At 65.2% G+C, this 20817-nt stretch carries 21 protein-coding genes and 1 pseudogene; 13 read left to right on the top strand and 9 right to left on the bottom strand.

Translation table 11 applies throughout. The features are described 5' to 3' along the window. Positions 1–136: 136 nt before the first annotated feature. Positions 137–583 (bottom strand): hypothetical protein, encoded by a 447-nt coding sequence (locus tag XH84_RS37250; RefSeq protein ID WP_128919633.1) that lies wholly within the window; start codon positions 581–583, stop codon positions 137–139. Positions 584–672: 89 nt separating this feature from the next. Here XH84_RS37250 and XH84_RS37245 point away from each other — a divergent pair, with 89 nt between their 5' ends. The 4 genes from XH84_RS37245 (at position 673) to blaOXA (ending at position 4309) form a co-directional block, all read left to right on the top strand. Continuing rightward, positions 673–1467 (top strand): ATP12 family chaperone protein, encoded by a 795-nt coding sequence (locus XH84_RS37245; protein WP_128919634.1) that lies wholly within the window; start codon positions 673–675, stop codon positions 1465–1467. 68 nt (positions 1468–1535) lie between these two features. After that, on the top strand, positions 1536–3155 hold the full coding sequence (gene fliK, locus XH84_RS37240) for a flagellar hook-length control protein FliK (RefSeq protein ID WP_164936278.1): 1620 nt from the start codon (positions 1536–1538) through the stop codon (positions 3153–3155). Continuing rightward, on the top strand, positions 3152–3415 hold the full coding sequence (locus tag XH84_RS37235; RefSeq protein WP_063195078.1) for an EscU/YscU/HrcU family type III secretion system export apparatus switch protein: 264 nt from the start codon (positions 3152–3154) through the stop codon (positions 3413–3415). Before fliK ends, XH84_RS37235 begins: the two co-directional genes overlap by 4 nt. 36 nt (positions 3416–3451) lie before the next feature. Then, positions 3452–4309 carry a class D beta-lactamase gene (blaOXA, locus tag XH84_RS37230; RefSeq protein ID WP_430642020.1) on the top strand — a complete coding sequence of 286 codons (858 nt, stop codon included), beginning with the start codon at positions 3452–3454 and terminating at the stop codon, positions 4307–4309. 195 nt (positions 4310–4504) lie between these two features. Here blaOXA and XH84_RS37225 read toward each other — a convergent pair whose 3' ends face one another. From XH84_RS37225 to XH84_RS37215, 3 genes are all read right to left on the bottom strand, one after another. Further along, a complete protein-coding gene (locus tag XH84_RS37225; RefSeq protein WP_128919636.1) occupies positions 4505–5497 on the bottom strand; it encodes a dienelactone hydrolase family protein in 993 nt (330 codons plus the stop codon). Between the two features lie 79 nt (positions 5498–5576). Continuing rightward, the gene (locus tag XH84_RS37220) at positions 5577–6170 is read right to left on the bottom strand and encodes a hypothetical protein (protein ID WP_128919637.1); all 594 of its coding nucleotides are present in this window, start codon (positions 6168–6170) and stop codon (positions 5577–5579) included. Positions 6171–6312: 142 nt separating this feature from the next. Further along, positions 6313–6717: a DUF4260 domain-containing protein gene (locus XH84_RS37215; protein WP_128919638.1), complete on the bottom strand. Its 405-nt coding sequence runs from the start codon at positions 6715–6717 to the stop codon at positions 6313–6315. Positions 6718–6865: 148 nt separating this feature from the next. Here XH84_RS37215 and XH84_RS37210 point away from each other — a divergent pair, with 148 nt between their 5' ends. Next, positions 6866–8398: an acyl-CoA carboxylase subunit beta gene (locus tag XH84_RS37210; RefSeq protein ID WP_128919639.1), complete on the top strand. Its 1533-nt coding sequence runs from the start codon at positions 6866–6868 to the stop codon at positions 8396–8398. A gap of 605 nt (positions 8399–9003) precedes the next feature. Next, on the top strand, positions 9004–9351 hold the full coding sequence (locus tag XH84_RS37205; protein WP_128919640.1) for a hypothetical protein: 348 nt from the start codon (positions 9004–9006) through the stop codon (positions 9349–9351). A 129-nt stretch (positions 9352–9480) separates the two neighbouring features. Here the strand turns inward: XH84_RS37205 and XH84_RS37200 are convergent, their stop codons facing one another. Then, positions 9481–10137, bottom strand: coding sequence for a glutathione S-transferase family protein (locus tag XH84_RS37200; RefSeq protein WP_128919641.1), 657 nt, complete (start codon positions 10135–10137; stop codon positions 9481–9483). 130 nt (positions 10138–10267) lie between these two features. On the opposite strand from XH84_RS37200, the pseudogene XH84_RS37195 reads away from it, so the two are divergent. Both XH84_RS37195 and XH84_RS37190 read left to right on the top strand, forming a co-directional pair. Then, a pseudogene (locus XH84_RS37195) lies at positions 10268–10582 on the top strand (hypothetical protein). Positions 10583–10698: 116 nt separating this feature from the next. After that, positions 10699–10983 carry a twin-arginine translocation signal domain-containing protein gene (locus XH84_RS37190; RefSeq protein ID WP_128919685.1) on the top strand — a complete coding sequence of 95 codons (285 nt, stop codon included), beginning with the start codon at positions 10699–10701 and terminating at the stop codon, positions 10981–10983. Positions 10984–11146: 163 nt separating this feature from the next. Here XH84_RS37190 and XH84_RS37185 read toward each other — a convergent pair whose 3' ends face one another. Then, a complete protein-coding gene (locus XH84_RS37185) occupies positions 11147–11395 on the bottom strand; it encodes a GCG_CRPN prefix-to-repeats domain-containing protein (protein ID WP_128919642.1) in 249 nt (82 codons plus the stop codon). Positions 11396–11856: 461 nt separating this feature from the next. Next, entirely contained in the window at positions 11857–12555 is a 699-nt protein-coding gene (locus XH84_RS37180) for a winged helix-turn-helix domain-containing protein (protein ID WP_128919643.1), read from the bottom strand. A gap of 146 nt (positions 12556–12701) precedes the next feature. Between XH84_RS37180 and XH84_RS37175 the strand changes: the two genes are divergently transcribed. From XH84_RS37175 to XH84_RS37165, 3 genes are all read left to right on the top strand, one after another. Further along, entirely contained in the window at positions 12702–13010 is a 309-nt protein-coding gene (locus tag XH84_RS37175; RefSeq protein WP_128919644.1) for an NIPSNAP family protein, read from the top strand. 48 nt (positions 13011–13058) lie between these two features. Beyond that, positions 13059–13409 (top strand): antibiotic biosynthesis monooxygenase family protein, encoded by a 351-nt coding sequence (locus XH84_RS37170; protein WP_128919645.1) that lies wholly within the window; start codon positions 13059–13061, stop codon positions 13407–13409. 92 nt (positions 13410–13501) lie between these two features. Then, the gene (locus XH84_RS37165; RefSeq protein ID WP_128919646.1) at positions 13502–14311 is read left to right on the top strand and encodes an isocitrate lyase/PEP mutase family protein; all 810 of its coding nucleotides are present in this window, start codon (positions 13502–13504) and stop codon (positions 14309–14311) included. 197 nt (positions 14312–14508) lie between these two features. Here XH84_RS37165 and XH84_RS37155 read toward each other — a convergent pair whose 3' ends face one another. Beyond that, entirely contained in the window at positions 14509–14898 is a 390-nt protein-coding gene (locus XH84_RS37155; protein WP_128919647.1) for a hypothetical protein, read from the bottom strand. A 168-nt stretch (positions 14899–15066) separates the two neighbouring features. Here XH84_RS37155 and XH84_RS37150 point away from each other — a divergent pair, with 168 nt between their 5' ends. Further along, positions 15067–15711 carry a trimeric intracellular cation channel family protein gene (locus XH84_RS37150; RefSeq protein WP_128919648.1) on the top strand — a complete coding sequence of 215 codons (645 nt, stop codon included), beginning with the start codon at positions 15067–15069 and terminating at the stop codon, positions 15709–15711. Positions 15712–15760: 49 nt separating this feature from the next. Here XH84_RS37150 and XH84_RS37145 read toward each other — a convergent pair whose 3' ends face one another. Further along, the gene (locus tag XH84_RS37145) at positions 15761–16984 is read right to left on the bottom strand and encodes a c-type cytochrome (RefSeq protein ID WP_128919649.1); all 1224 of its coding nucleotides are present in this window, start codon (positions 16982–16984) and stop codon (positions 15761–15763) included. 282 nt (positions 16985–17266) lie between these two features. Between XH84_RS37145 and XH84_RS37140 the strand changes: the two genes are divergently transcribed. Next, positions 17267–20758, top strand: coding sequence for an indolepyruvate ferredoxin oxidoreductase family protein (locus XH84_RS37140; RefSeq protein WP_128919650.1), 3492 nt, complete (start codon positions 17267–17269; stop codon positions 20756–20758). Positions 20759–20817: the final 59 nt, after the last annotated feature.

Below are 20817 nucleotides of genomic sequence, written 5' to 3'. Positions count from 1 at the left end.
GCGCACTGGGGCGGGCGATCCGGTATTCCGGAAGCCGGCATTTGAGAGTTCGCTCTCACGATGTCCGCCGCGGCGTACTGGATGCCCCGGTCAAGCCGGGGCATGACAGCGGTGGTTGGGTTGCCAACTCCACTCCTCACTTCCGAAACTGCTCCAGAAACATCCGCAAGCTGTCATGCGGGCTCTCGACATCCGTGATCAGCCAGCCCTCCGGTCCGTTGACCAGGATGAAGTTCAGCGTCACGGCCTTGCCGCGGTTATCGAAGTTCGCGGCGACATAGGTCTTGTCATATTGCCTGCGGACGACCGTGATCGCGACCGGGCCGAGCTTCCAGCTCCGGCTCTGCACCAGGAAGTCGTAGGGCTCGATTCGCGGCGCGCTCCAGGCCCTGCGCACGGGAGGATCAAAGAACTGGCGGGCGGTCGCCGCATCCCGCGGCAGTCCGTTGGACAGCTCCGGCGCGCCGTCTCCGTAATGGGCATAGACGTTGCGGACCAGCGATTCCGGGGTGCGAAAACCGGCCTCCGCCGCGGCCGGCCAGAGCCCGGCTAACAGGGCCCCAATGCCCGCAAGTTCCCTCATGCCCGCCGCTCGCTTTATCGGCCGCAAGTCTTGGCTTAAAACCCTTATCTTAGAAGCCTAGCATCCAGCGACCGGAACCCAAAACTCACATGCGCGAATTGTTCGAAGAAGCCGCGGGGCAAACCCCGCCCGATCCGCGGGAATCGGCGCGCGCGTCCGCGCGCACGCCGCTGCGCAAGCGCTTCTACAAGGAGGCCGGTGTCACTGATGCCGAGGGCGGTTTTGCCATCACGCTCGATGGCAAGCCGATCCGCACGCCGTCTGGCCGCCAGGTGGTGATCCCTGCGCGGACGCTGGCCGGTGCCGTGGCCGCGGAATGGGCGGCCCAGGGCGAGAGCATCGACCCGGTGAGCATGCCGCTGACGCGAATTGCAAATAGCGTGATCGAGGGCGTCGTCGACCGCGTTGGGCTGGTCAGCGACGACCTCGCAAGATATTTCGAGTCCGATCTGCTGTTCTATCGCGCCGGCCATCCCGAGGGGCTGGTTGCGCGCGAGGCCGCGCATTGGGACCCTGCGGTGTTCTGGGCCGCGGAGACGCTGGGGGCGCATTTCATTTTGTCCGAGGGCGTCATGCACGTGAAGCAGCCCGACGAGGCGCTGAAGGCCGCCCGCGCCGCGCTGCCCGAGGACGCCTGGTCGGTCGCCGCGCTCCACATGGTGACGACCCTGACCGGCTCGGCACTGCTGGCCTTGGCGCTGGCCCATGGCGTGCACGATGCCGGTCAGGTCTGGGCCGCCGCCCATGTCGACGAGGACTGGAACGCCGAGCAATGGGGCGTGGACGAGGAGGCTGCCGCCCGCCGGGCCACGCGCCTGCGGGATTTCGAGGCTGCCGTGACGGTGTTGGCGGCGGTCAAGGCGCCTGTGGCCAAAGGTCCTTAACGAGAGGTTTACGACGAAGGCCTTAGGGTGGGGCGTGCTCGCTCCCGTGCTCCCTTGGGCCCCCTGAGATGCCGACGCCCGTCACTTCCATCCTTCCCGTCAGTGCCGCCAGCCCCGCGGCTGGTGCGACGACGCCCGATCTCGTGCTTCAGGCCGGCAGCGTCGTGGACGCACGCGTCGTCAGCGTGATGGCCGACAATCTGGTGCGGATCGCGATCGCCAACCTCTCGATGGACGTGATGTCGGAGGTGGCGCTGACACCGGGTCAGAATCTGCAGCTCGCAGTGTCGCAGAGCGACGGCACCATCCGCCTTGCGGTCATGAGCGGCGCAGGCGAGGCAACTCCCGATCAGGTCACGCTGACGCCCCGCGCCGCCTCGCTGGTGGAAAGCCCGCCGCTCGCGCCGTCCGCGAGCGCGCCGCGCAATACGCTCACTCCGTTGGAGCAGGTCGCCGTCACCGCAGCCTCGGCCGAGGCTGCGGCAAAGCAGGGCAGCCAGGCGCCGCTGTTCGCCAATCTGGCGGCAATCGTCACCGGCAGCGATTTGCCGGCGGGCTTGAAGCAGGCGGTGCTGGACGTGCTGGCACAGCAGACGACGCTCAACACCGACCTCGAAGGTGGCGACATCGAATCCGCCTTCCAAAAGTCAGGTCTGTTCCTCGAGGCGTCGCTGGCCGCAGGCACGACGCCGTCCTCCGGTGCCGTTCCGGATTTGAAAGCGGCGCTGCTGGTGTTGCGCCAGACGCTGGCCACGATCGAGACGGTCGCGCCGCAGAGCCAGGGCGCCACGATTCCGGCCAGCACCACGGCGATGCCGCAGGTCGCCGCCGCGCCGGCTCAGCCGGCAGGTGAGGTCGCGCAGGCCGTATCGCCGTCAATCGCCCCCGAGATTGCCCAACAGCCGCAAATGCCGCGCAATGCCAATCTCGCGGCCGCGGTGCTGGCCGACATGGCGGCCGACGCGCCTCAGACGGCGACACCCAGGACCATGTCCGCTGGCCTTGCCGCGAGTCTGCTGCAGGAGGTCACGCAAAACCTGCCGCGCCTGACCGGCAATGTCCCCGGCTCCAACAAAGTCGTGCCCGATGGCCACATCCTCGAGGCAGCGGCGCGCGCGACACCGCCACCGTTCCGCGGCGCGCTGCCATCGGCGCAGTCGATCGCCTCGCCATCGCTCGCGCCGGATACGCCGCTCTCTGCGACCGTGCATCGCCTGCTTGACGAGACCGATGCCGCGATTGCGCGGCAGACCCTGCTGCAGGTCGCATCGCTCCCCGATCGCACCGACGCCAGCGGTCACCGCGTTGATCCAAGCGTGCCGCAGTGGAATTTCGAGATTCCCTTTGCAACGCCGCAAGGCACCGCGATGGCGCAGTTCGAGATCTCGCGCGACGGTGCCGGCGAATCCGCCGATTCGGCCAAGCAGGCCTGGCGCGCGCGCTTCACGCTCAATGTCGAGCCGGCAGGCCCCGTCCACGCGCTGATCACGCTGAGCGGCGACAAGACCTTCGTGCGGATGTGGGCGGAGCGGCCGGCAACGGCGCAGCAGCTCCGCGCCGGCATCGGTGAGCTCAGCCAGGCGTTGACGAGGGCCGAGCTCAAGCCCGGCGACATCCTGGTTCGGGACGGCACGCCACCTCAACCGGCGCCGGCCCGCGCCGGCCACTTCCTGGATCGTGCCACATGAGCGACCCGTCCAAGCTCGCGATCGCGCTGCATTACGAGAAGGGTTCTGGCGCGCCGGTTGTCGTCGCCAAGGGCAAGGGCACGATCGGCGAAAAGATCGTCGAGATCGCCAAGGCCCACGACATCCCGATCGAGGAAAACGAGGTCTTGGCCGGCGCGCTGTCCAAGGTCGAGCTTGGCGAGGAGATTCCGCCGGACCTCTACAAGGCCGTCGCCGAGGTCCTGGTGTTCGTGCTGCGGCTGTCGGGCCGGGGGCGGTAGGTCCTACCTGTCATCGTTTCACCATGGAGCGGCTGCATGGTCGCGCCCGCTTTCATCACTCAACGGACATCGCCCTTGCTGACCCGCCGTTCCACCCTCGGCCTTCTTGCTGCGGCCGCCACCATGCCGCAGCGCGCGCTCGCCCACGTCGCGCCGCCGCGCAACGAGATCCGCGAAAGCCTGTCAAAGCGCTTCACCGATCTCGGCACGTCAGGCACCTTCGTCGGCTACAAGGTCGAGGACTATCTGATCGTCGCCAGTGACAAGGAGCGCTCGGGCGAGGGCAAGCTACCAGCCTCGACGTTCAAGATTCCGAACTCGCTGATCGCGCTCGAGACCGGCGTGGTCGCTGACCCCGACAAGGACGTCTTCCCGTGGGACGGCGTGAAGCGTCCAATCGAAGCCTGGAACAAGGATCACACGCTGCGCAGTGCGATCGCGGTGAGTGCGGTGCCGGTCTATCAGGAGATCGCGCGCCGCATCGGGCAGGAGCGCATGCAGAAATATGTCGACGAGTTCGACTACGGCAACCGCGACATCGGCGGCCGCATCGACCAGTTCTGGCTCACCGGAGCCTTGCGCATCGATCCGGTCGAGCAGATCGATTTCGTCGACCGGCTGCGCCGCCGCACGTTGCCGGTCAGCAAGCGCAGCCAGGATCTGGTCGCCGACATCCTGCCGGTGACCAAGGTCGGCGATAGCGTCATCCGCGCCAAGTCCGGCCTGCTCGGCGCCGAGCGCGGCGAGCCGTCGCTCGGCTGGATGGTCGGCTGGGCCGAGAAGGGCGAGGCGCACACGGTGTTCGCGCTCAACATGGATTGCAAAGAGCCGCGCCACATCAGTGAGCGCATGCCGCTGACGCAGGCGTGCCTTGCCGAGATCGGCGCGATCTAGCGCTATCGGATAAGCCTTGAAGCCGCGAGAGCCGTCGGGCTCGTCATTGCGAGGAGCCCTTGCGACGAAGCAATCCAGAAATGTGTCTGCGGAAAGACTTCTGGATTGCTTCCGCCTTCGCCAAGGCTTCGGCGGACAAGTCGCTGCGCTCGCAATGACGGAGTATGTAGCGTCGACGCCGGAGCGCAGACGCGCCTATCCCAGCTTGAACAGCACCTGCAAGAACGCCTCCACGGCCTTGCGCGACTCCGCAGCCGTCTTCGGATTGCCGCCGACATGCGGGTTGAGCTCGACGCAGGCATCCTTGTAGGTGAAGGGCGCGTTGGTATCACCGTTCATGAGCACGCCGCCGTCACCTTCCTTGATGCGGCAGTTGCGCACGGTCTGCGCGTTGGCGGACACGGCAACAGTGGTGACGCCGAGCAGGCCGCTGTCAAAGCCGTGCGCGCTGTCAGGATATTCCGTCAACGCCACGTCGCGGCCCGCGGCCTTGAGCCGCTCGACAAAGGCCTTGCAGCTCTTGACGGGATTGTAGTCGTCGGGCGCGCCGTGGAAGATGCGGATCGGGCGCGCGGCGACCTCGGCATCGCCCTGATACGTCGTCGAGCAGTCCGGATAGAACGGGATGTAGGCCGCGAACTGGATGCCGGACTTGTTCCAGAGCTTGTTGAAGCGCTCGAGGCTCGCATAGAGGGTCGCCTGTCCGCCCCGGGAAAAGCCCATCAGCACGATGCGATCAGGATCGACGCGCGGGTGTTTCGCCAGGATCTCCAGCGAGCGGTAGATGTCGACGATCAGATTGAGCCGGCCGAGCAGCGCCTGGTTTGGTCCCACCACCGTCAGCCCGCGGCCGGTGAATCCGTCGATCACGAAGGTGGAGATGCCCATGGCGTTGAAGGCGTGCACCCAGGCCTCGGTGGTGGCGCCGACGCCGCTGGAGCCGTGCATTAGCACCACGACGGGGAGTTTGCCGGTGCCTTGCGCGACGCGGAATTCGCCCGCCACCGTCACCGCCTTGCCGGCCGCCGCATCGCCGCTGAGGAATTGCTGGTCGGAGAGTGTGAGCGAGGGGATTGGGTAGATCTCGGCACGGGTGGCGACTTCCCTCGGCAGGGATTGCGCATGGGCGAGCACAGTGGAAACGCAGAGCGCAATGAGCGCCATGGCGGCGCGAAATGCCGTCGGCATCAGATCCTCCCTTATGACTTTGAGGGAGTAGAACAACGGAGCCGCGCGCTGTCAATTTGACGCAGGCTGTCGGCTCGTCTCAGGCGGTGTCCGTCTTCTTTGCCGTCAGCGCCTGGTCGATCGCAAAGCCGCCGATCTCGCTCATCGCCTGCGAGATCACGTCACCCTTGTGGGCAAAGCCGCTGGAGAGATAGTCGAACTGCGTCCGCGCCAGCCGCAGCACCTCGATCGGCACCGAGACCGCGGTCTCGTTCAAACTGTCGACGGAGGCGCGCAAGCTGTCCAGCTCGGTCGTCAGCTTGACGATATGGCTCTCGGCATTCTGCATCAGGCCGATCAGCTTGCCGCGCTCGGCATCGAAGGCGGCGCGCTCGGCTGCGGATGCCGCGATGACCTCGGCAAGCTGCGCCCGCAGCGCCTCGCTCTGGCTGACCATGGCATCGGAGGCGAGCTCGGCGGCCTCGCGCAGCTCGGCGTTGCGCGTGCTCTCGATCTGCTGCTCGTGATAGAGCCGCTCGGCCGACATCGCCCGCCGTGCCAGCGACTCGATCAGCCTGGCCGCGCGCAGCAGCATCTCGCCGTTCCGCCCCGACACCATGCTGGCCATCCGCCGCAGGAAGTCGATGGTTTCGGACGATGCGTTCGGCGGCAGGGGGACGACCGTCGCGGACATGTGTGATGCCTAGGCCAAGGCGTGGTGACCGCCGCCGTACCGACTGGGCTCACGCAACATTCGGCGCCTGATCGCAAGCGCGAAGCAAGCCTGAATCGGCAGGCCGGGTCAACCGGGCGGAGCTGCAAATGTGCGGGCAGGATCAGGCGTCCTTCTGTCGGCCGATCCGCCCCAGATGGGTGAAGCCGAACCCCGCGGAATATTTCAGGCCGTAGCCGAGCGCCCGGTCGATGCCGATATGGGCCAGCCAGATGAGGGCGATCGAGAGGGTGAGGGGCGAGGCGAGGCCGAAGCCCAGCGTCAGCAGCGCCACCGGCGCCATGTAGCTGTGGGCGGTGTTGTAGACCAGCGCGCCGAACCGGGGGCCGGAGAGATAGGCGAGGAAGCTCAGATCGGGGACGAAGAACAGCAGGGCAAAGACCAGCCAGGAGCCATCCCAGGCGCAGTACAGCACCACCATGCCGACGAACAGGGTGAGGCCTTCCAGCCGTAGCAGGATGTTGACGCCGCCCGTCACTGAGCCTGTCCCGGCTATTCCTTCGGTCATCGCTGCCTCCCAACAAAACTTTGGAATTCCTTACGCTTTCCCGCTGCTTCAGGGCAGCCCTGCGGCGCGGAAAGGCGCTTTCCGGCTTGCAAAATGCCGTGTTAGAACCCCCGGCAATCGCATTTAGGCTAAGAACTGGCGGGAGCAAATGAAACACATCCTGGACGCCCTTGAAGATCGTCGTGCCGGTGCCAAGCTCGGCGGCGGGGAGAAGCGCATCGAGGCGCAGCACGCCCGCGGCAAGCTGACCGCGCGCGAGCGCATCGAGCTGTTGCTCGACAAGGGATCGTTCGAGGAATTCGACATGTTCGTCGAGCACCGCTCCACCGAGTTCGGGATGGAGAAGACAAAGGTACCCGGCGACGGCGTCGTCACCGGCTGGGGCACCGTCAACGGCCGCAAGACATTCGTCTTCGCCAAGGATTTCACCGTGTTTGGAGGCTCGCTGTCCGAGACCCACGCGCTGAAGATCACGAAGCTCCAGGACATGGCGATGAAGGCGAGGGCGCCCATCATCGGCCTCTATGACGCGGGCGGCGCGCGCATCCAGGAAGGCGTCGCCGCGCTCGCCGGCTATTCCTACGTGTTCCGCCGCAACGTGCTCGCCTCCGGCGTGATCCCGCAGATCTCCGTCATCATGGGCCCCTGCGCCGGCGGCGACGTCTATTCGCCTGCGATGACCGACTTCATCTTCATGGTGAAGAACACCAGCTACATGTTCGTCACCGGCCCCGATGTGGTGAAGACCGTGACCAACGAGGTCGTCACGGCGGAAGAGCTCGGCGGCGCCTCGGTGCACGCCACGCGCTCCTCGATCGCCGACGGCGCCTTCGAGAACGACGTCGAGACGCTGCTGCAGATGCGACGCCTGATCGACTTCCTGCCGTCCAACAACACCGACGGCGTGCCGGAATGGCCGAGCTTCGACGACATCGGCCGGGTCGACATGTCCCTGGACACGCTGGTCCCCGACAATCCGAACAAGCCCTACGACATGAAGGAGCTGATCCTGAAGGTCGTGGACGAGGGCGACTTCTTCGAGATCGCGGAAGCCTTCGCCAAGAACATCGTCACCGGGTTTGGCCGCATCGCGGGCCGCACGGTGGGCTTCGTCGCCAACCAGCCGATGGTGCTGGCCGGCGTCCTCGACTCGGACGCCTCGCGCAAGGCGGCGCGCTTCGTCCGCTTCTGCGACGCCTTCAACATCCCGATCGTCACCTTCGTTGACGTGCCGGGCTTCCTGCCGGGCACCGCACAGGAATATGGCGGCCTGATCAAGCACGGCGCAAAGCTCTTGTTCGCCTACTCGCAGTGCACCGTGCCGCTGGTGACCATCATCACCCGCAAGGCCTATGGCGGCGCCTTCGACGTCATGGCCTCCAAGGAAATTGGCGCCGACATGAACTACGCCTGGCCGACTGCCCAGATCGCGGTGATGGGCGCCAAGGGCGCGGTCGAGATCATCTTCCGCTCCGACATCGGCGATCCCGACAAGATCGCGGCGCGCACCAAGGAATACGAAGACCGCTTCCTGTCCCCCTTCATCGCCGCCGAGCGCGGCTACATCGACGACGTCATCATGCCGCACTCGACAAGGAAGCGGATCGCAAGGGCGCTGGCGATGCTGAAGGACAAGAAGGTGGAAGCGCCGGCGAAGAAGCACGACAATTTGCCGTTGTGAGGGAAGGGAACGTCGATGGCACTTTGGCGTCGACGCTCGAGATTATGGCAGAGCGCCCGTCGATCGCGCGAGCTGATCTTGGGCGTGTTGTCCGCGGTCCTGACGATGGGCATATCGTGTTTCGCACAGGGCAGCGAGATGACCGTTACCGCTCGGGGGGCAGAAGAGACCGTTATCGAAGGCTACGCCGACGCCGACAATACGTGCGCGCCGGTCGAGCTTCCCCGGCTCCTGCTCGTGAAGACACCAGAACATGGGAGCGTCTGTTATCGTATTGAGGATTTCGAGGTGGCGGGCGACTCTGGAAGCGATCGATCTTGTGTCGGGCGCTGGGTCCGCGGCATCAGCGTTTTCTACTCGGCTCGGGCTGGTTACAGCGGGCCCGATAATCTCCGATACGAAGCGATCACCGATCGAAGGCAGGACCGAGTCGCTGTTCGCTTGAAGGTCCTGCCCGGCCCTACAGACGATTCCCACGCAGCGACCAACCCTGGTGGTTCTTCGGGCGAGCAAGCTATGTCGATTGGGCCAATCCCTGCTTGCGTTGTGCCGGTGTCCTAGGCAGCTGAATTTCGTTTATCCCTCGATCTGCTCACTCAAATCCAATGACTGAAGACGATCCGGCCGACGAAATCTCCGACATCGAAGATCGGATCGAGGCTCTGGCCGAGATCGCCGAGCGCTGCCGCAAGTACATCCTGGCGTCCAAGATCGCGATCGGGGGCGGGGCGGCGCTGCTGTTGGTGACGATCCTCGGTCTGTTCGGTTTCGGTCAGACTGCCGCGCTTGGATCCATCGCCCTGGTGCTGGGCGGGATCGTGTCGCTCGGCTCGAACGTCTCGACGCTGCGGCAGACGGACGATGCCATCAGTGCTGCGGAGGCGCGCCGTGCGGCGTTGATCGGCAACATCGATCTTCGCGTCGTTGCCGATGCGCCGCTGAAGCTGGTGTGACGCGCGCGCGTCTTGGATGCGTAGGGTGGGTTAGCGTTAGCGTAACCCACCTTTTTCTTTCCGCGGCGGCAGAATTGGTGGGTTACGTCCAGCGGACTGCGCTTTGCGCAGCTGCAAGGCTAACCCACCCTACGAGGTCCCGCGCGTCTTATCCGCCGCAGCGAAATGCGCCATCTGGTCGGCGTGCGCCTTTGCGAACGCCGGGCGGCCGGTGGCGCGCGCGACGTAGGCGCGGCAGGCGGGACTGTCCGCCAGCCCGTCGAAACCATCAACGACCCGCAGCACGTCCGACATCAGGATGTCGGCCACGGAGAAGGATCCCGCGAGCCATTCGTGGCTGGCCAACACCGGCTCGAGATGCCTCAGCCGAAGCTTGAGGAAGTCGTCGACGAATTTCCACGCCGCCGTGTCGGTCGGATGTCCCATGAACTTCGACATTCCCCAAGGTAGGCTCGCCATCTCCACCGAGTTGAGCGCCGCGAACACCCATTCCGTCGCCTCAGCGCGGCCGCGCGGATCGGATGGCATCAGCTTATCGCTGCGCTCGCCGAGATGCAGCAGGATGGCGCCGCTCTCGAAGATCGAGAGGTCGCCGTCGGTCAGCCACGGCACCTGGCCAAAAGGCTGGTGCGCGAAATGCGCAGGCCCCCGGTCGCCGAACGGAGCGCTCGCGACGCGATAGGGCAGCGCGGCCTCTTCGAGCGCCCAGCGCACGCGAAGGTCGCGCACGAAACCCCTGGGCTTCTCGGGAACCCAATCGAAGGTGGTCAGCGTGAGGTCGGCCATCGTGCATCTCCTCGTCCCGGGTCAGAGCAGAGGACGAGCGACGGGCGCGCGTTCCGACATCGGGTCCAGCTCTTTTTGTCGCCGGCGACTTGAGCGGTTAGTCTCGCGCCAAGCAACAGGAGGAAACCCGATGCCGTCAGCCTTCTTCGTCGTCCGCGCCGCCGTCTCCGATGCCGAAAAGCGCGCCGCGTTCGACAGATGGTACGAGACGGAACATCTGCCCGACGCCGTGAAGGCATTCGGTGTGAGCAAGGCGTCGCGGTTCTGGAGCCTCGACGATCCCTCGCTGCACCAGGCGATGTATCAGTTCGACGACGAGGCCAAGCTCGTGGCGATGCTGAAAGGTAACGCGCTGTAAAAGCTCGTCGCCGATTTCAACCGCGACTGGCCGGAGGTAAAGCGCTCGCGCGAGACGATGGTGCTGACGCAGGAGTTTTCGACGTAGAGCACATCGAACCGTCGCTTCGCAGCGAATCTGAACACAGGATTCAGCCTTGGTTCATGTCGTGGCCGCGACACTTCCTCTGCATCACGGGCACGATGATCGAAGAGGAAGAAGTCATGGAGCGCCGGAACTTTTTGAGACTTGCATTGGGACTGACGGCGGGCGCCGCCGCCTTCGCCGCGACCGCGCAGGCCGCGCCGCTGTCACCGCAGCCGCTCGGTGATCCCGCTCGCATGCCGCAAGGCAATCCCGACGCTCATCCGGCCGTCACCAGCACCGAGGAAGCCGCCAAGCTGACGCCCGAGCAGGTGCACTGGCATGGCTATCACCGCCACTGGGGCTGGCGACGCCGTCATTGGCGCCGGCATTACCGGCGCTGGCACCGCCGCCATTACTGGTAAGCTCGCCGCAGCGAGTGAATTGGACGGGGATCGCAGCCGGCGGTCCCCGTTTCGATTCCGAGGTGCTCCAATTTTTCGTGGCGGACGAATAGCCGCCAGCGCCCCCGAAATGAAAATGGCCGCGCAGGCTAATCCCGCGCGGCCATCTTGCGATGCGAAGAGATCAGAACGGGCGGCAGCGGCCGGCGTACCAGTGGAAGCCGTAGGGGCACACGCGCGCACGGGGCACGACGACAACCGGCGGAGCCACCACCACGGGGCCGGGGCGCACCACGACCGCGCCGCGCATCGGGCGGCAATTGCCATAGCGACCGCGATAGAAACCGGGGCCGCAGCCCTCAGCGGCGCTGGCCGCCTCGCTGAAACCGACGACCGCGCTGGCAAGCATGGCAGCGGCGAACAGGTATTTCATTTGATCTTCCTTCTTGTCCTTGGGGCAAATCTTTGGGGGGCGGCGCTCGCGGCGCACAATGAATCAAAAGACGCGATTCGACATGTCAAATCTTGCAACACATCGGCACGGCGCGTTCCCAACCTGCCAATCATGACCTGAATGCGGTATGAACGTTCCCCGCATGCGGCCTGGCACGACAGAAGCTGGCGCTGGCGGCCGGAAACATCCAGCACCGGCTCCACATTGGGCCGTTACATATGGGGCAATTTCTGTGCGGCCATCCTTCGAGACGCCCGCCGTTGGAGGGCCCTCAGGATGAGGACCGAGTGTGCTGCGGTGATTTCAACGATCACCGATGCTACTTAGCCTCATCCTGAGGAGACCGCGAAGCGGTCGTCTCGAAGGACGAGGCGCGCGCCCAGGTCGTGCAAAATGCCGTATGGATGGCCTGCAGCTCCCATGCCGCTGCGAGCGCGCGGTCAGTCCTTTCCGTTGCCGAACAGCGCGGCAAACTGCTTCTCGCCGGTGCGGGTGAAGTTCACGACGCGGCTGCCGGGGGTGGCGTCGCGTGCCGCCCATTTCAACTCGGCGAAGCGCTGCATCATGGCGGCGCCCAGCGTGCCGGCGAGGTGATGCCGCCGCTCGCTCCAGTCGAGGCAGGCCTTGCAGACCGGGCGGCGCGGATGGGCGAGCATGTCGGGCGAGATCTGCAGATGTTTGGCGAGAAAGCGCTCGCCCTCGGCCGTCAGCTCGATATCCTGCTTCTTCTGCCTGACCAGATTCCGCTCGCGCAAGGAATCGAGCATCTGCACGCCGAGATCGCCGGCGAGATGGTCGTAGCAGATCCGCGCGCGCCGCAACGCCGGATCCTTTGGCCCGGTGCGCACCCGCATATGGCCGGTGCGCGCCGCAAGACCGGCGAGGCCTTCGAGCACGCCGGCGACGTCGTCGTCGGTGAGGCGATAATAGCGGTGGCGGCCCTGCTTCTCCGGCTCGACCAGGCCGCCGGCCTCGAGCTTTGCCAGATGTGAGCTCGCAGTCTGTGGCGTGATGCCGGCCTCCTGCGCCAGCTCGCTCGCGGTCAGCGCGCGGCCGTTCATCAGCGCGGTGAGCATGTTGGCGCGGGCGGGGTCGCCGACCAGCGAAGCGACCATGGCGATGTCGGGTCCTGATTTCATGCTTCGATGTTAGCCGAAGCATCGTGGTCGGGCAAGGCTGTAGCGTGCTTCTGCAAACACGTCATTGCGAGCGACGCGAAGCGATCCAGATGCTTCAGCGGCGACGGTGTTGCTTGAGCCTTTCGCAGGAAAATTGGGAGTCCGCCATGTCCGTCACCGTCTTCATCCGCTACCAGCTCGATCCCTTCAAGCGCGCGCAGTTCGAGGAATATTCGAGACGCTGGCTCACCATCATCCCCAAATGCGGTGGTGATCTGATCGGCTATTTCATGCCGCACGAGGGCACCAACAACATTGCGTTTGCGCTGATCTCCTTCGAGAGTCTCGCCGCCTATGAAGCCTATCGCGCCCGGCTGCGGCAGGATGCCGAAGGCATGGCCAATTTCCATTTCGCCGAGGACCACAAATTCATCCTCGCCGAAGAGCGCACCTTCCTGCGCCAAGTGGTCTTATAAGTGGTCTCTTAAGTGGTATTGTAGGCCAAATAGCAGCAGGAGATGCCCATGATCGCCGTGATCTTCGAGGTCTGGCCCAAGCCGGAACACCGCCAGGATTATTTCGACCTCGCAGCCGACCTGAAGCCGATCCTGCAAACCATCGACGGCTTCATCTCGGTCGAGCGCTTCGAGAGCCTGACCGAGAAGGGCAAGATCCTGTCGGTGTCGTTCTGGCGGGACGAGGCGGCCGTTGCGGCCTGGCGCAACACGATGGAGCACCGCCGCACCCAGGCCAAGGGCCGCGCAAAGATTTTCGCCGATTATCATTTGCGCATCGCCAGTGTCGTCAGGGACTACAGCATGAATGATCGCGAGCAGGCGCCGAAGGACAGCCGGGCGGTGCACGACGCGCACTAGCGCTGCCCGGCGCGCTCTGGTGCTGCCCGGCGCGCTCTGGCGCTGCCGTGTGAGCGCGCCTATCTGTGCGCGGCCAACAAGGGAGAAGAAACATGCACGTCACGACGGCGGACAAGCGCGCCACGTTCAAGCAGATGCACGAGAGCGGGTGCTTCATCCTGCCCAATCCGGTCGACGTCGGCAGCGCCAAGGCATTGCAGCATCTCGGTTTCAAGGCGATCGCCTCGTCGAGCGCGGGCTTTGCCTGGACCATCGGCAAGGCCGACAATCACGTCACGGTCGAGGACGTCTGTCAGCATCTGGCAGCATTGAGCTCGGCCGTCGACATCCCCGTCAACGCCGATTTCGAGGGCGGCTTTGCGGTCGAGCCGGACAGGGTCGCAGACAATGTCGAGCGCTGCGTGCGCACCGGCGTTGCCGGCCTGTCGATCGAGGATTCCACCGGCGACAAGGACAATCCGATCTACGAGCGCGCGCTCGCGGTCGAGCGCATCAAGGCATCGCGCAAGGCGATCGGCGACAGCGGCACGTTGCTGGTCGGCCGCTGCGAAGCCTATTTGTGGGGCGTGACCGATCTCAAGCTGGTTATCGACCGGCTCACCGCTTATGCCGACGCCGGCGCGGACTGCCTTTATGCGCCGGGCCTGAAGTCCCGCGAGGACATCAGCGCCGTGGTGAAGGCGGTCGCACCAAAGCCGTTCAACCTGTTGATCGGTGCGCCCGGCCTGTCGTTGCAGGAAGCCGCCGACCTCGGCGTACGCCGGATCAGCGTCGGCGGCTCGCTTGCCCGCGCCGCCTGGGGCGGCTTCATGCGCGCGGCGAAAGAGATGGCGGAGAAGGGCACTTTCACCGAGCTCGGCAACTCTTATCCCGGCGGCGAGCTCAACAAGATGTTCAGCTGAGCGAACGACAACTCAGGAAACGAAGAGCGGAGAGACATGAGTCCGCCGCTCTCTCATCCTCTCCGTGTCGTGCCCCGCGCAGGCGGGCCATCCAGTACGCCGCGGCCTTTCGATTCAATCACGACTGTCTCGGAGTACTGGGTCGCCCGATCAGGCCGGGCGATGACAGTTGTGCGTGAAGCGAAGACGGTCGCCTGTTACTTCGCGCCGTCAGACGGCGCCTGGGTATCCGGGGCCGGCTTGCTCGGCGCCGCGCCCGTGGTCACGCCCGGTCCGGTGTTGGTGCGTGGCGTCACGTCACGCATGCCGGGAGGCGCGGCCGGATTGGTGGGCTGCGTCTGTGCGGTCTGCGAGGTCGGTGGGTTGCTGGCCTGATTGGTCGTGCTGGTATTGTTCAGGCCGTAGAACACGGCACCCAGCACCAGTGCAATCGCAACGGCGAACAGCGCAATCTTGCCGCTGGAAGCGGGGCCTTCGCCAAGCTCGGGATCGGCCTGAAGGTCGGCATCCCGGCGCGCCGCGCGAAGGTACTCATCGTCGGCGAGGTTCGGGCGGTACGGATCGTTGGGAAAACGGTCGTCAGCCATCGATTGGGTCTCCTCGGTTATGACGCCCGGACAACCCGTGGATGCGAGATTCTGTTCCGCGCTCCCTAATGCTTTCGTCGCATGTTGCCCTCGTGGCGGGAATCGGGAACCTGTTCGGACGCGAACCCCAGCGTAGGTTCCATCGTCAAGCGGGAGGGAACAAAGCGAATGTGGAACCTGCCGCCGAGCGATACGGTGCTGCATGTGCTGTCGTTGGTCGCCTTGGCCGCGCAGGGTATGACGGCCGCGCTGGCTGCGGGGCGGCGCAGCATGGACTGGTTAGGGGTCTGCTTCCTCGGCTGCATCACGGCGCTCGGCGGCGGCACGTTGCGCGATCTCTTCCTTGGGCACTATCCGCTGGTCTGGGTTGCCAACCCGATCTATCTCGCGCTGGCCGGCGGTGCCGCCTTCCTCACCATCCTGTTCGCGCGTCTCGTGCACCGGCTGAAAGTCGCCTTCATCGTGCTCGATGCCATCGGGCTCGTCGTCTTCACCATGGCGGGCTGCGACGTCGCCTGGCAGATGGGCGCCTCGCTGCCGATCGTCATCGTCTCGGGCATGGTGACTGGCTGCGCTGGCGGCGTGTTGCGCGACGTGCTCTGCAACGACGTGCCGCTGCTGTTCCGCTCCGAGCTTTACGCCAGCGTCTCGGTGGTGACGGGCCTGTTCTACGCCACCGCATTCAGCCTCAAGCTCAACGCCGAGCTCTCGACCGTCTTGACCTTCGCACTCGGCATCAGCTTCCGCCTGCTGGCGGTGCGCTACAAATGGGAGATGCCGAAATTCGTGTTCACGGGGGATGAGGAGCGGTAGGGCTCTTCCTCGTCAGCAAGCGCGCAGCTCTATCCACGACGACAGGCGACTAAGGCTCCTTCCTTGCCTTCGCGACCTGCGCCGGCGTCACCAGCAGCCCCGCATTGCCCCAGGAATTGCGGATGTAGTTCGTCACTGCCGCGATCTCCTCATTGGACAATTGCTTGGCATAGCCCGGCATCTCGCCGGTGTTGGGTGCACGCGGCGTGGTCACGGTGTGGGCGCCGTCGAGCATGATGCGCAAGGTGGAGGACGGATTGTTGGATTGCAGCAGCGCATTGCCCGGCAGCGGCGGATAGATGCGCGGGGCACCTGTGCCGTCGGCCTCATGGCAGGCGATACAGAGTTTTGCGTAGACGGCCTGGCCGGCCTTCATCTCGGCGTCGTCAGGCGGCGTCACGATGGCCTCGCGCCGGGCTGGCGGCAGGCTCTTCAAGTAAACCGCGATCGCGCGCATATCGGTTTCGCTCATCCTGGAGGTCGAGTTGACGATGACTTCCGCCATCGGTCCGCCGGCATGGCTCCTGGCGTTGCGTCCGCTCTGCAGATACTCCGTGATCTCCGCCTCGCTCCACGATTTCAGTCCCGTGCGCGCGGCGCCATCGAGCCGGGGAGCAAACCAGCCCGCGACCTCATTGCCCGACAGTGCCTGCGCGTCCCTGTCCGCGCCAAAATAGTTCTTCGGCGTATGACAGGCACCGCAATGACCGAGCCCGGTGACGAGGTAACCGCCTCTGTTCCAGGCCGCGCTCTTGCTCTGGTCCGGCTCGAATAGGCCGGGCTTGAAATACACGGCGTTCCAGACCCGCATCAGGCCGCGATAGCCGAACGGCCAGTGCAGCTCCGGCGGCTTGTTGCGGCTCACGACAGGCGCGAGCGTGCCGAGATAGGCGCGGATCGCCAGCGTGTCGTCCTTCGTCATTCTCGTGAAGTAGGGATAGGGGAAGGCCGGGTAATAGTTCGAGCCGTCAGGCGCGACGCCGGTGCGCACCGCGCGCACGAAGTCGGCGTCCGTCCAGGCGCCGATCCCGGTGTCGCGGTCCGGGGTCAGGTTGGGCGCATAGATCGCACCGAAGGGCGTGTCGATGCGCTTGCCGCCGGCGAAGGGCTTTGCCGGATCAGCAGTGTGGCAGCCCGCGCAGCCGCCGGCCTCGACCAGCGTCTTGCCGTAGGCGATCAGCTCCGGCGACGGCTCGGCGGCGCAGGCTGCGCTTCCAACCGCACTGCACAACGCCAAGCCCGCAACAGCCAAGCCAGTCAGAATCGTCCGCATCCAAAGCTTCTCCTGCGACCAATCGACCTCACCGACGTCGGCGGGACGTCAATTCATTTCGCCACAGTGGGGGTATGGTGACACAAATTGAAAATGCCCAGCGTGTTTCAGGCCACGAAATTGCGATTTTTACCCGGCGCTCCCTTTGGTCCAGATTTGTGATGCGGATCGTGAAATATCCGACATAGAGTGGCGCAATTGGTCGGCGCGCCCTAGCTAAAAATAACGGGAAGGCAACGGCTTAAGTCGGCATGACCGGAACAGGGCGGTAGCGAGGACAGCATGGGCATCAACCAGGGTCCGATCAGTCTCGATCAAAAATACACCCAGGAAACCGGGCACGTCTTCACCACGGGCATCCAGGCCCTGGTCCGCCTGCCCATGGCCCAGATCCGGCGCGACCGCGCGGCGGGACTGAATACCGCGGGCTTCATCTCCGGCTATCGCGGCTCGCCGCTCGGCGGCTACGACCAGCAGCTCTTTGCCGCCCGCAAGCATCTCGAACAGTACAACATCAAGTTCCAGCCCGGCGTGAACGAGGATCTGGCGGCCACCGCGGTGTGGGGCTCGCAGCAGCTCAACCTCTCGCCCGGCGCCAAATATGACGGCGTGGTCGGCATCTGGTACGGCAAGGGCCCCGGCGTCGACCGCTGCGGCGACGTGTTCCGCCACGGCAATGCCGCAGGCTCGGCCAAGAACGGCGGCGTGCTGTGCCTCGCCGGTGACGACCACGGTGCAAAATCCTCCACCGTCCCGCATCAGTCCGACCACGCCTTCATGTCGGCGCTGATGCCCTATCTCTATCCCTCGAGCATCCACGAGATGATCGAGATGGGCCTGCTCGGCATCGCGATGTCGCGCTATTCCGGCTGCTGGGTCGGCATGAAGGTGATCACGGAGACGGTGGAGACCACCGCGGAGATCGACCTCACGGACGAGATGAAGCCCTTCATCATCCCCGCCGATTTCGAGCTGCCACCCGGCGGCCTCAATTTGCGTTGGCCCGACGACCGTTTCGAGCAGGACCGCCGGCTGCAGGACTACAAGGGCTTTGCCGCCATCGCCTTTGCGCGCGCCAACAGGGTCAACCGCGTCACCATGGACTCGCCGAATGCCCGCTTCGGCATCATGGCGTCGGGCAAGAGCTATGAGGACGTCCGCCAGGCGCTGCGCGAGCTCGGGATCACCGAGGAGGTCGCGGCCAAGATCGGCATGCGCCTCTACAAGATTGGGATGCCCTGGCCGCTGGAGCCGGAAGGCGTGCATGAATTCGCCGTCGGTCTCGAAGAGATCTTCATCGTCGAGGAGCGCCGCGAGATCGTCGAGAACCAGGTCAAGCAGGTACTGTTCAACTGGCGCGATGACGTCCGTCCGCGCATCGTCGGCAAGATGGACGAGCACGACAAGCGCTTCCTGACCTTCGCCGCTGAGCTCAGCGTCGCCTCGCTCGCGACCTCGCTCACCGAGCGACTTCTCAGGCTTAATCTCAATCCTGAAATTGCGGAGATGCTCCGCGTCAAGGCCGACTGGTTCAACGGCCGCCAGGCGACCCAGATGCAGGCGGTCGCACCCGTCTCCCGCACCCCGTATTTCTGCTCCGGCTGCCCCCACAACACCTCGACGAAAGTCCCCGAAGGCAGCCGCGCGCTCGCCGGCATCGGCTGCCACTTCATGGCGCTGTGGATGGACCGCTCGACCGAGACCTTTACCCATATGGGCGGCGAGGGCGTGCCGTGGGTCGGCATCGCGCCGTTCACCAACGAGAACCACATCTTCGCCAATCTCGGCGACGGCACCTACTTCCACTCGGGCATTCTCGCAATCCGCCAGGCGGTCGCCTCCAAGGCCAACATCACCTACAAGATCCTCTACAACGACGCGGTGGCTATGACCGGCGGCCAGCGCCACGACGGCGATCTTTCGCCGCAGCAGATCACGCACCAACTCCACGCCGAAGGCATCCGCGAGATCTACCTGGTCTCGGAGGCACCTGACTCCTATCCGGCCGATACCATCGCGCCCGGCGTGAAGAAGTATCACCGCGACGAGCTCGACAACGTCATGAAGATGTGCCGCGAGTTCAAAGGCACCTCGGCGATCGTGTTCGTGCAGACCTGCGCGGCCGAGAAGCGCCGCCGCCGCAAGCGCGGGCTGATGGAGGATCCGGCGCGCCGCGTCATGATCAATCCGGCCGTCTGCGAAGGCTGCGGCGACTGTTCGGTGCAGTCGAACTGCATCTCGGTCGAGCCGTTGGAGACCGAGTTCGGCCGCAAGCGCGCCATCAACCAGTCCTCCTGCAACAAGGATTATTCCTGCCTGAAAGGCTTCTGCCCGTCCTTCGTCACCGTGGACGGCGGCAAGCCGCGCCACCGTGCGCCGGCGGAGCTCGCCGACATCGGCGAACTTCCCGAGCCCGCGTCGCGCCCGACGCTCGACAAGCCTTACAACATTGCGGTCGGCGGCGTCGGCGGCACCGGCGTGCTCACCATCGGCGCGCTGCTCGGCATGGCCGCCCATATCGAGGGCAAGGCCTCGATGATCCTCGACATGTCCGGCCTCGCACAAAAGGGCGGGGCGGTGCTCAGCCACGTCCGCCTGTCGGATCATCCGGCGGAGGTGACCTGCTCGCGCATCGTCACCGGCACGGCCGATCTGGTGCTTGCCGCGGACGAGGTGGTCGCAGTCGCCAAGGACACGATCTCGCTCTGCGACTCCAGCCGCACGCGCGGCATCATCAACAGCCACGTGATCCCGACCGCCGACTTCGTGCTCAACCGCGACTTCAACTTCCAGACCCGCAAGCTGAACGCGGTGCTGGAGACGGCGCTGCACAAGGACTCCGTGTTCTTCGATTTCACCAAGCCGGCCGAGCAGCTGCTCGGCGATGCTATCGCCACCAACATGATGATGATGGGCTATGCCTATCAGAAGGGGCTGTTCCCGCTGTCGGCGGAAGCGATCGAGAAGGCCATTGAGGTCAACGGCGTCTCGATCAAGATGAACAAGGAGGCCTTCCGCCTCGGCCGCCTCGCGGTCGCCGATCCCAAGCGTCTCGCCGACATGCTGAAGGGCACGGACGAAGTTGTTGCGCCCAAGACCCTGGATGCAATGAGCCTCGACGAGGTCATAGAGCATCGCGCCAAGCATCTGACCGCCTTTCAGAACAACCGTCTGGCCAAACGCTACCGCAAGCTGGTCGACCAGGTCCGCGACGCCGCGGTGAAGGGCGCCTATGGCGATGCGCTGCCCCGTGCGGTCGCGGTGAATTACGCCAAACTGCTGGCCTACAAGGACGAATACGAAGTCGCGCGGCTCTACACCGACGGCGCCTTCGAGCAGCAGCTTCGCGACCAGTTCGAGGGCGATTTCAAGTTCAACTTCAACCTCGCGCCGCCGATCCTGGCGAGCGGCGTCGACGCGCTCGGCCGCCCCAAGAAGCGCGCCTTCGGCCCGTGGATGCTGAACGTGCTCCGCGTGCTGGCAAAGTTCAAATTCCTGCGCGGCACCCCGTTCGACATCTTCGGTCGCAGCGCCGACCGCAAGCTCGAGCGCGACCTGATCGCCGGCTACGAGAAGGACGTCGCCACCGTGCTCGGCCTGCTGTCACCTGTTACGATCGACACCGCGGTCGAGTTGCTCTCACTGCCCGACCGCATCCGCGGCTACGGCCCGGTGAAGGAGAAGGCGGTGGCCGATGCCAAAGCCCGCTACGCCCAGCTCGCTGCCGACCTCGCGAGCCCGCCGTCGGCACCGCGGCAGATCGCGGCGGAGTAGGGCGCTTTCGTAGGGTGGGCAAAGGCGCAAAGTGTCGTGCCCGCCATCTCGTCGGGTAT

Source organism: Bradyrhizobium nanningense, assembly GCF_004114535.1.
GTDB classification, from domain to species: Bacteria; Pseudomonadota; Alphaproteobacteria; order Rhizobiales; family Xanthobacteraceae; genus Bradyrhizobium; species Bradyrhizobium nanningense.
This window is presented reverse-complemented; position numbering and strand designations above follow the sequence as displayed.

Coding starts and splice junctions, on each gene's coding strand:
- XH84_RS37225 (WP_128919636.1), bottom strand. CDS start 5,497: ATGCCGACGGCATTTCGCGCCGCCATGGCGCTCATTGCGCTCTGCGTT.
- XH84_RS37140 (WP_128919650.1), top strand. CDS start 17,267: ATGGGCATCAACCAGGGTCCGATCAGTCTCGATCAAAAATACACCCAG.
- XH84_RS37170 (WP_128919645.1), top strand. CDS start 13,059: ATGATCGCCGTGATCTTCGAGGTCTGGCCCAAGCCGGAACACCGCCAG.
- XH84_RS37205 (WP_128919640.1), top strand. CDS start 9,004: ATGACTGAAGACGATCCGGCCGACGAAATCTCCGACATCGAAGATCGG.
- XH84_RS37150 (WP_128919648.1), top strand. CDS start 15,067: ATGTGGAACCTGCCGCCGAGCGATACGGTGCTGCATGTGCTGTCGTTG.
- XH84_RS37200 (WP_128919641.1), bottom strand. CDS start 10,137: ATGGCCGACCTCACGCTGACCACCTTCGATTGGGTTCCCGAGAAGCCC.
- XH84_RS37155 (WP_128919647.1), bottom strand. CDS start 14,898: ATGGCTGACGACCGTTTTCCCAACGATCCGTACCGCCCGAACCTCGCC.
- XH84_RS37145 (WP_128919649.1), bottom strand. CDS start 16,984: ATGCGGACGATTCTGACTGGCTTGGCTGTTGCGGGCTTGGCGTTGTGC.
- XH84_RS37180 (WP_128919643.1), bottom strand. CDS start 12,555: ATGAAATCAGGACCCGACATCGCCATGGTCGCTTCGCTGGTCGGCGAC.
- fliK (WP_164936278.1), top strand. CDS start 1,536: ATGCCGACGCCCGTCACTTCCATCCTTCCCGTCAGTGCCGCCAGCCCC.
- XH84_RS37175 (WP_128919644.1), top strand. CDS start 12,702: ATGTCCGTCACCGTCTTCATCCGCTACCAGCTCGATCCCTTCAAGCGC.
- XH84_RS37190 (WP_128919685.1), top strand. CDS start 10,699: ATGGAGCGCCGGAACTTTTTGAGACTTGCATTGGGACTGACGGCGGGC.
- blaOXA (WP_430642020.1), top strand. CDS start 3,452: ATGGTCGCGCCCGCTTTCATCACTCAACGGACATCGCCCTTGCTGACC.
- XH84_RS37220 (WP_128919637.1), bottom strand. CDS start 6,170: ATGTCCGCGACGGTCGTCCCCCTGCCGCCGAACGCATCGTCCGAAACC.
- XH84_RS37245 (WP_128919634.1), top strand. CDS start 673: ATGCGCGAATTGTTCGAAGAAGCCGCGGGGCAAACCCCGCCCGATCCG.
- XH84_RS37215 (WP_128919638.1), bottom strand. CDS start 6,717: ATGACCGAAGGAATAGCCGGGACAGGCTCAGTGACGGGCGGCGTCAAC.
- XH84_RS37250 (WP_128919633.1), bottom strand. CDS start 583: ATGAGGGAACTTGCGGGCATTGGGGCCCTGTTAGCCGGGCTCTGGCCG.
- XH84_RS37210 (WP_128919639.1), top strand. CDS start 6,866: ATGAAACACATCCTGGACGCCCTTGAAGATCGTCGTGCCGGTGCCAAG.
- XH84_RS37165 (WP_128919646.1), top strand. CDS start 13,502: ATGCACGTCACGACGGCGGACAAGCGCGCCACGTTCAAGCAGATGCAC.
- XH84_RS37185 (WP_128919642.1), bottom strand. CDS start 11,395: ATGAAATACCTGTTCGCCGCTGCCATGCTTGCCAGCGCGGTCGTCGGT.
- XH84_RS37235 (WP_063195078.1), top strand. CDS start 3,152: ATGAGCGACCCGTCCAAGCTCGCGATCGCGCTGCATTACGAGAAGGGT.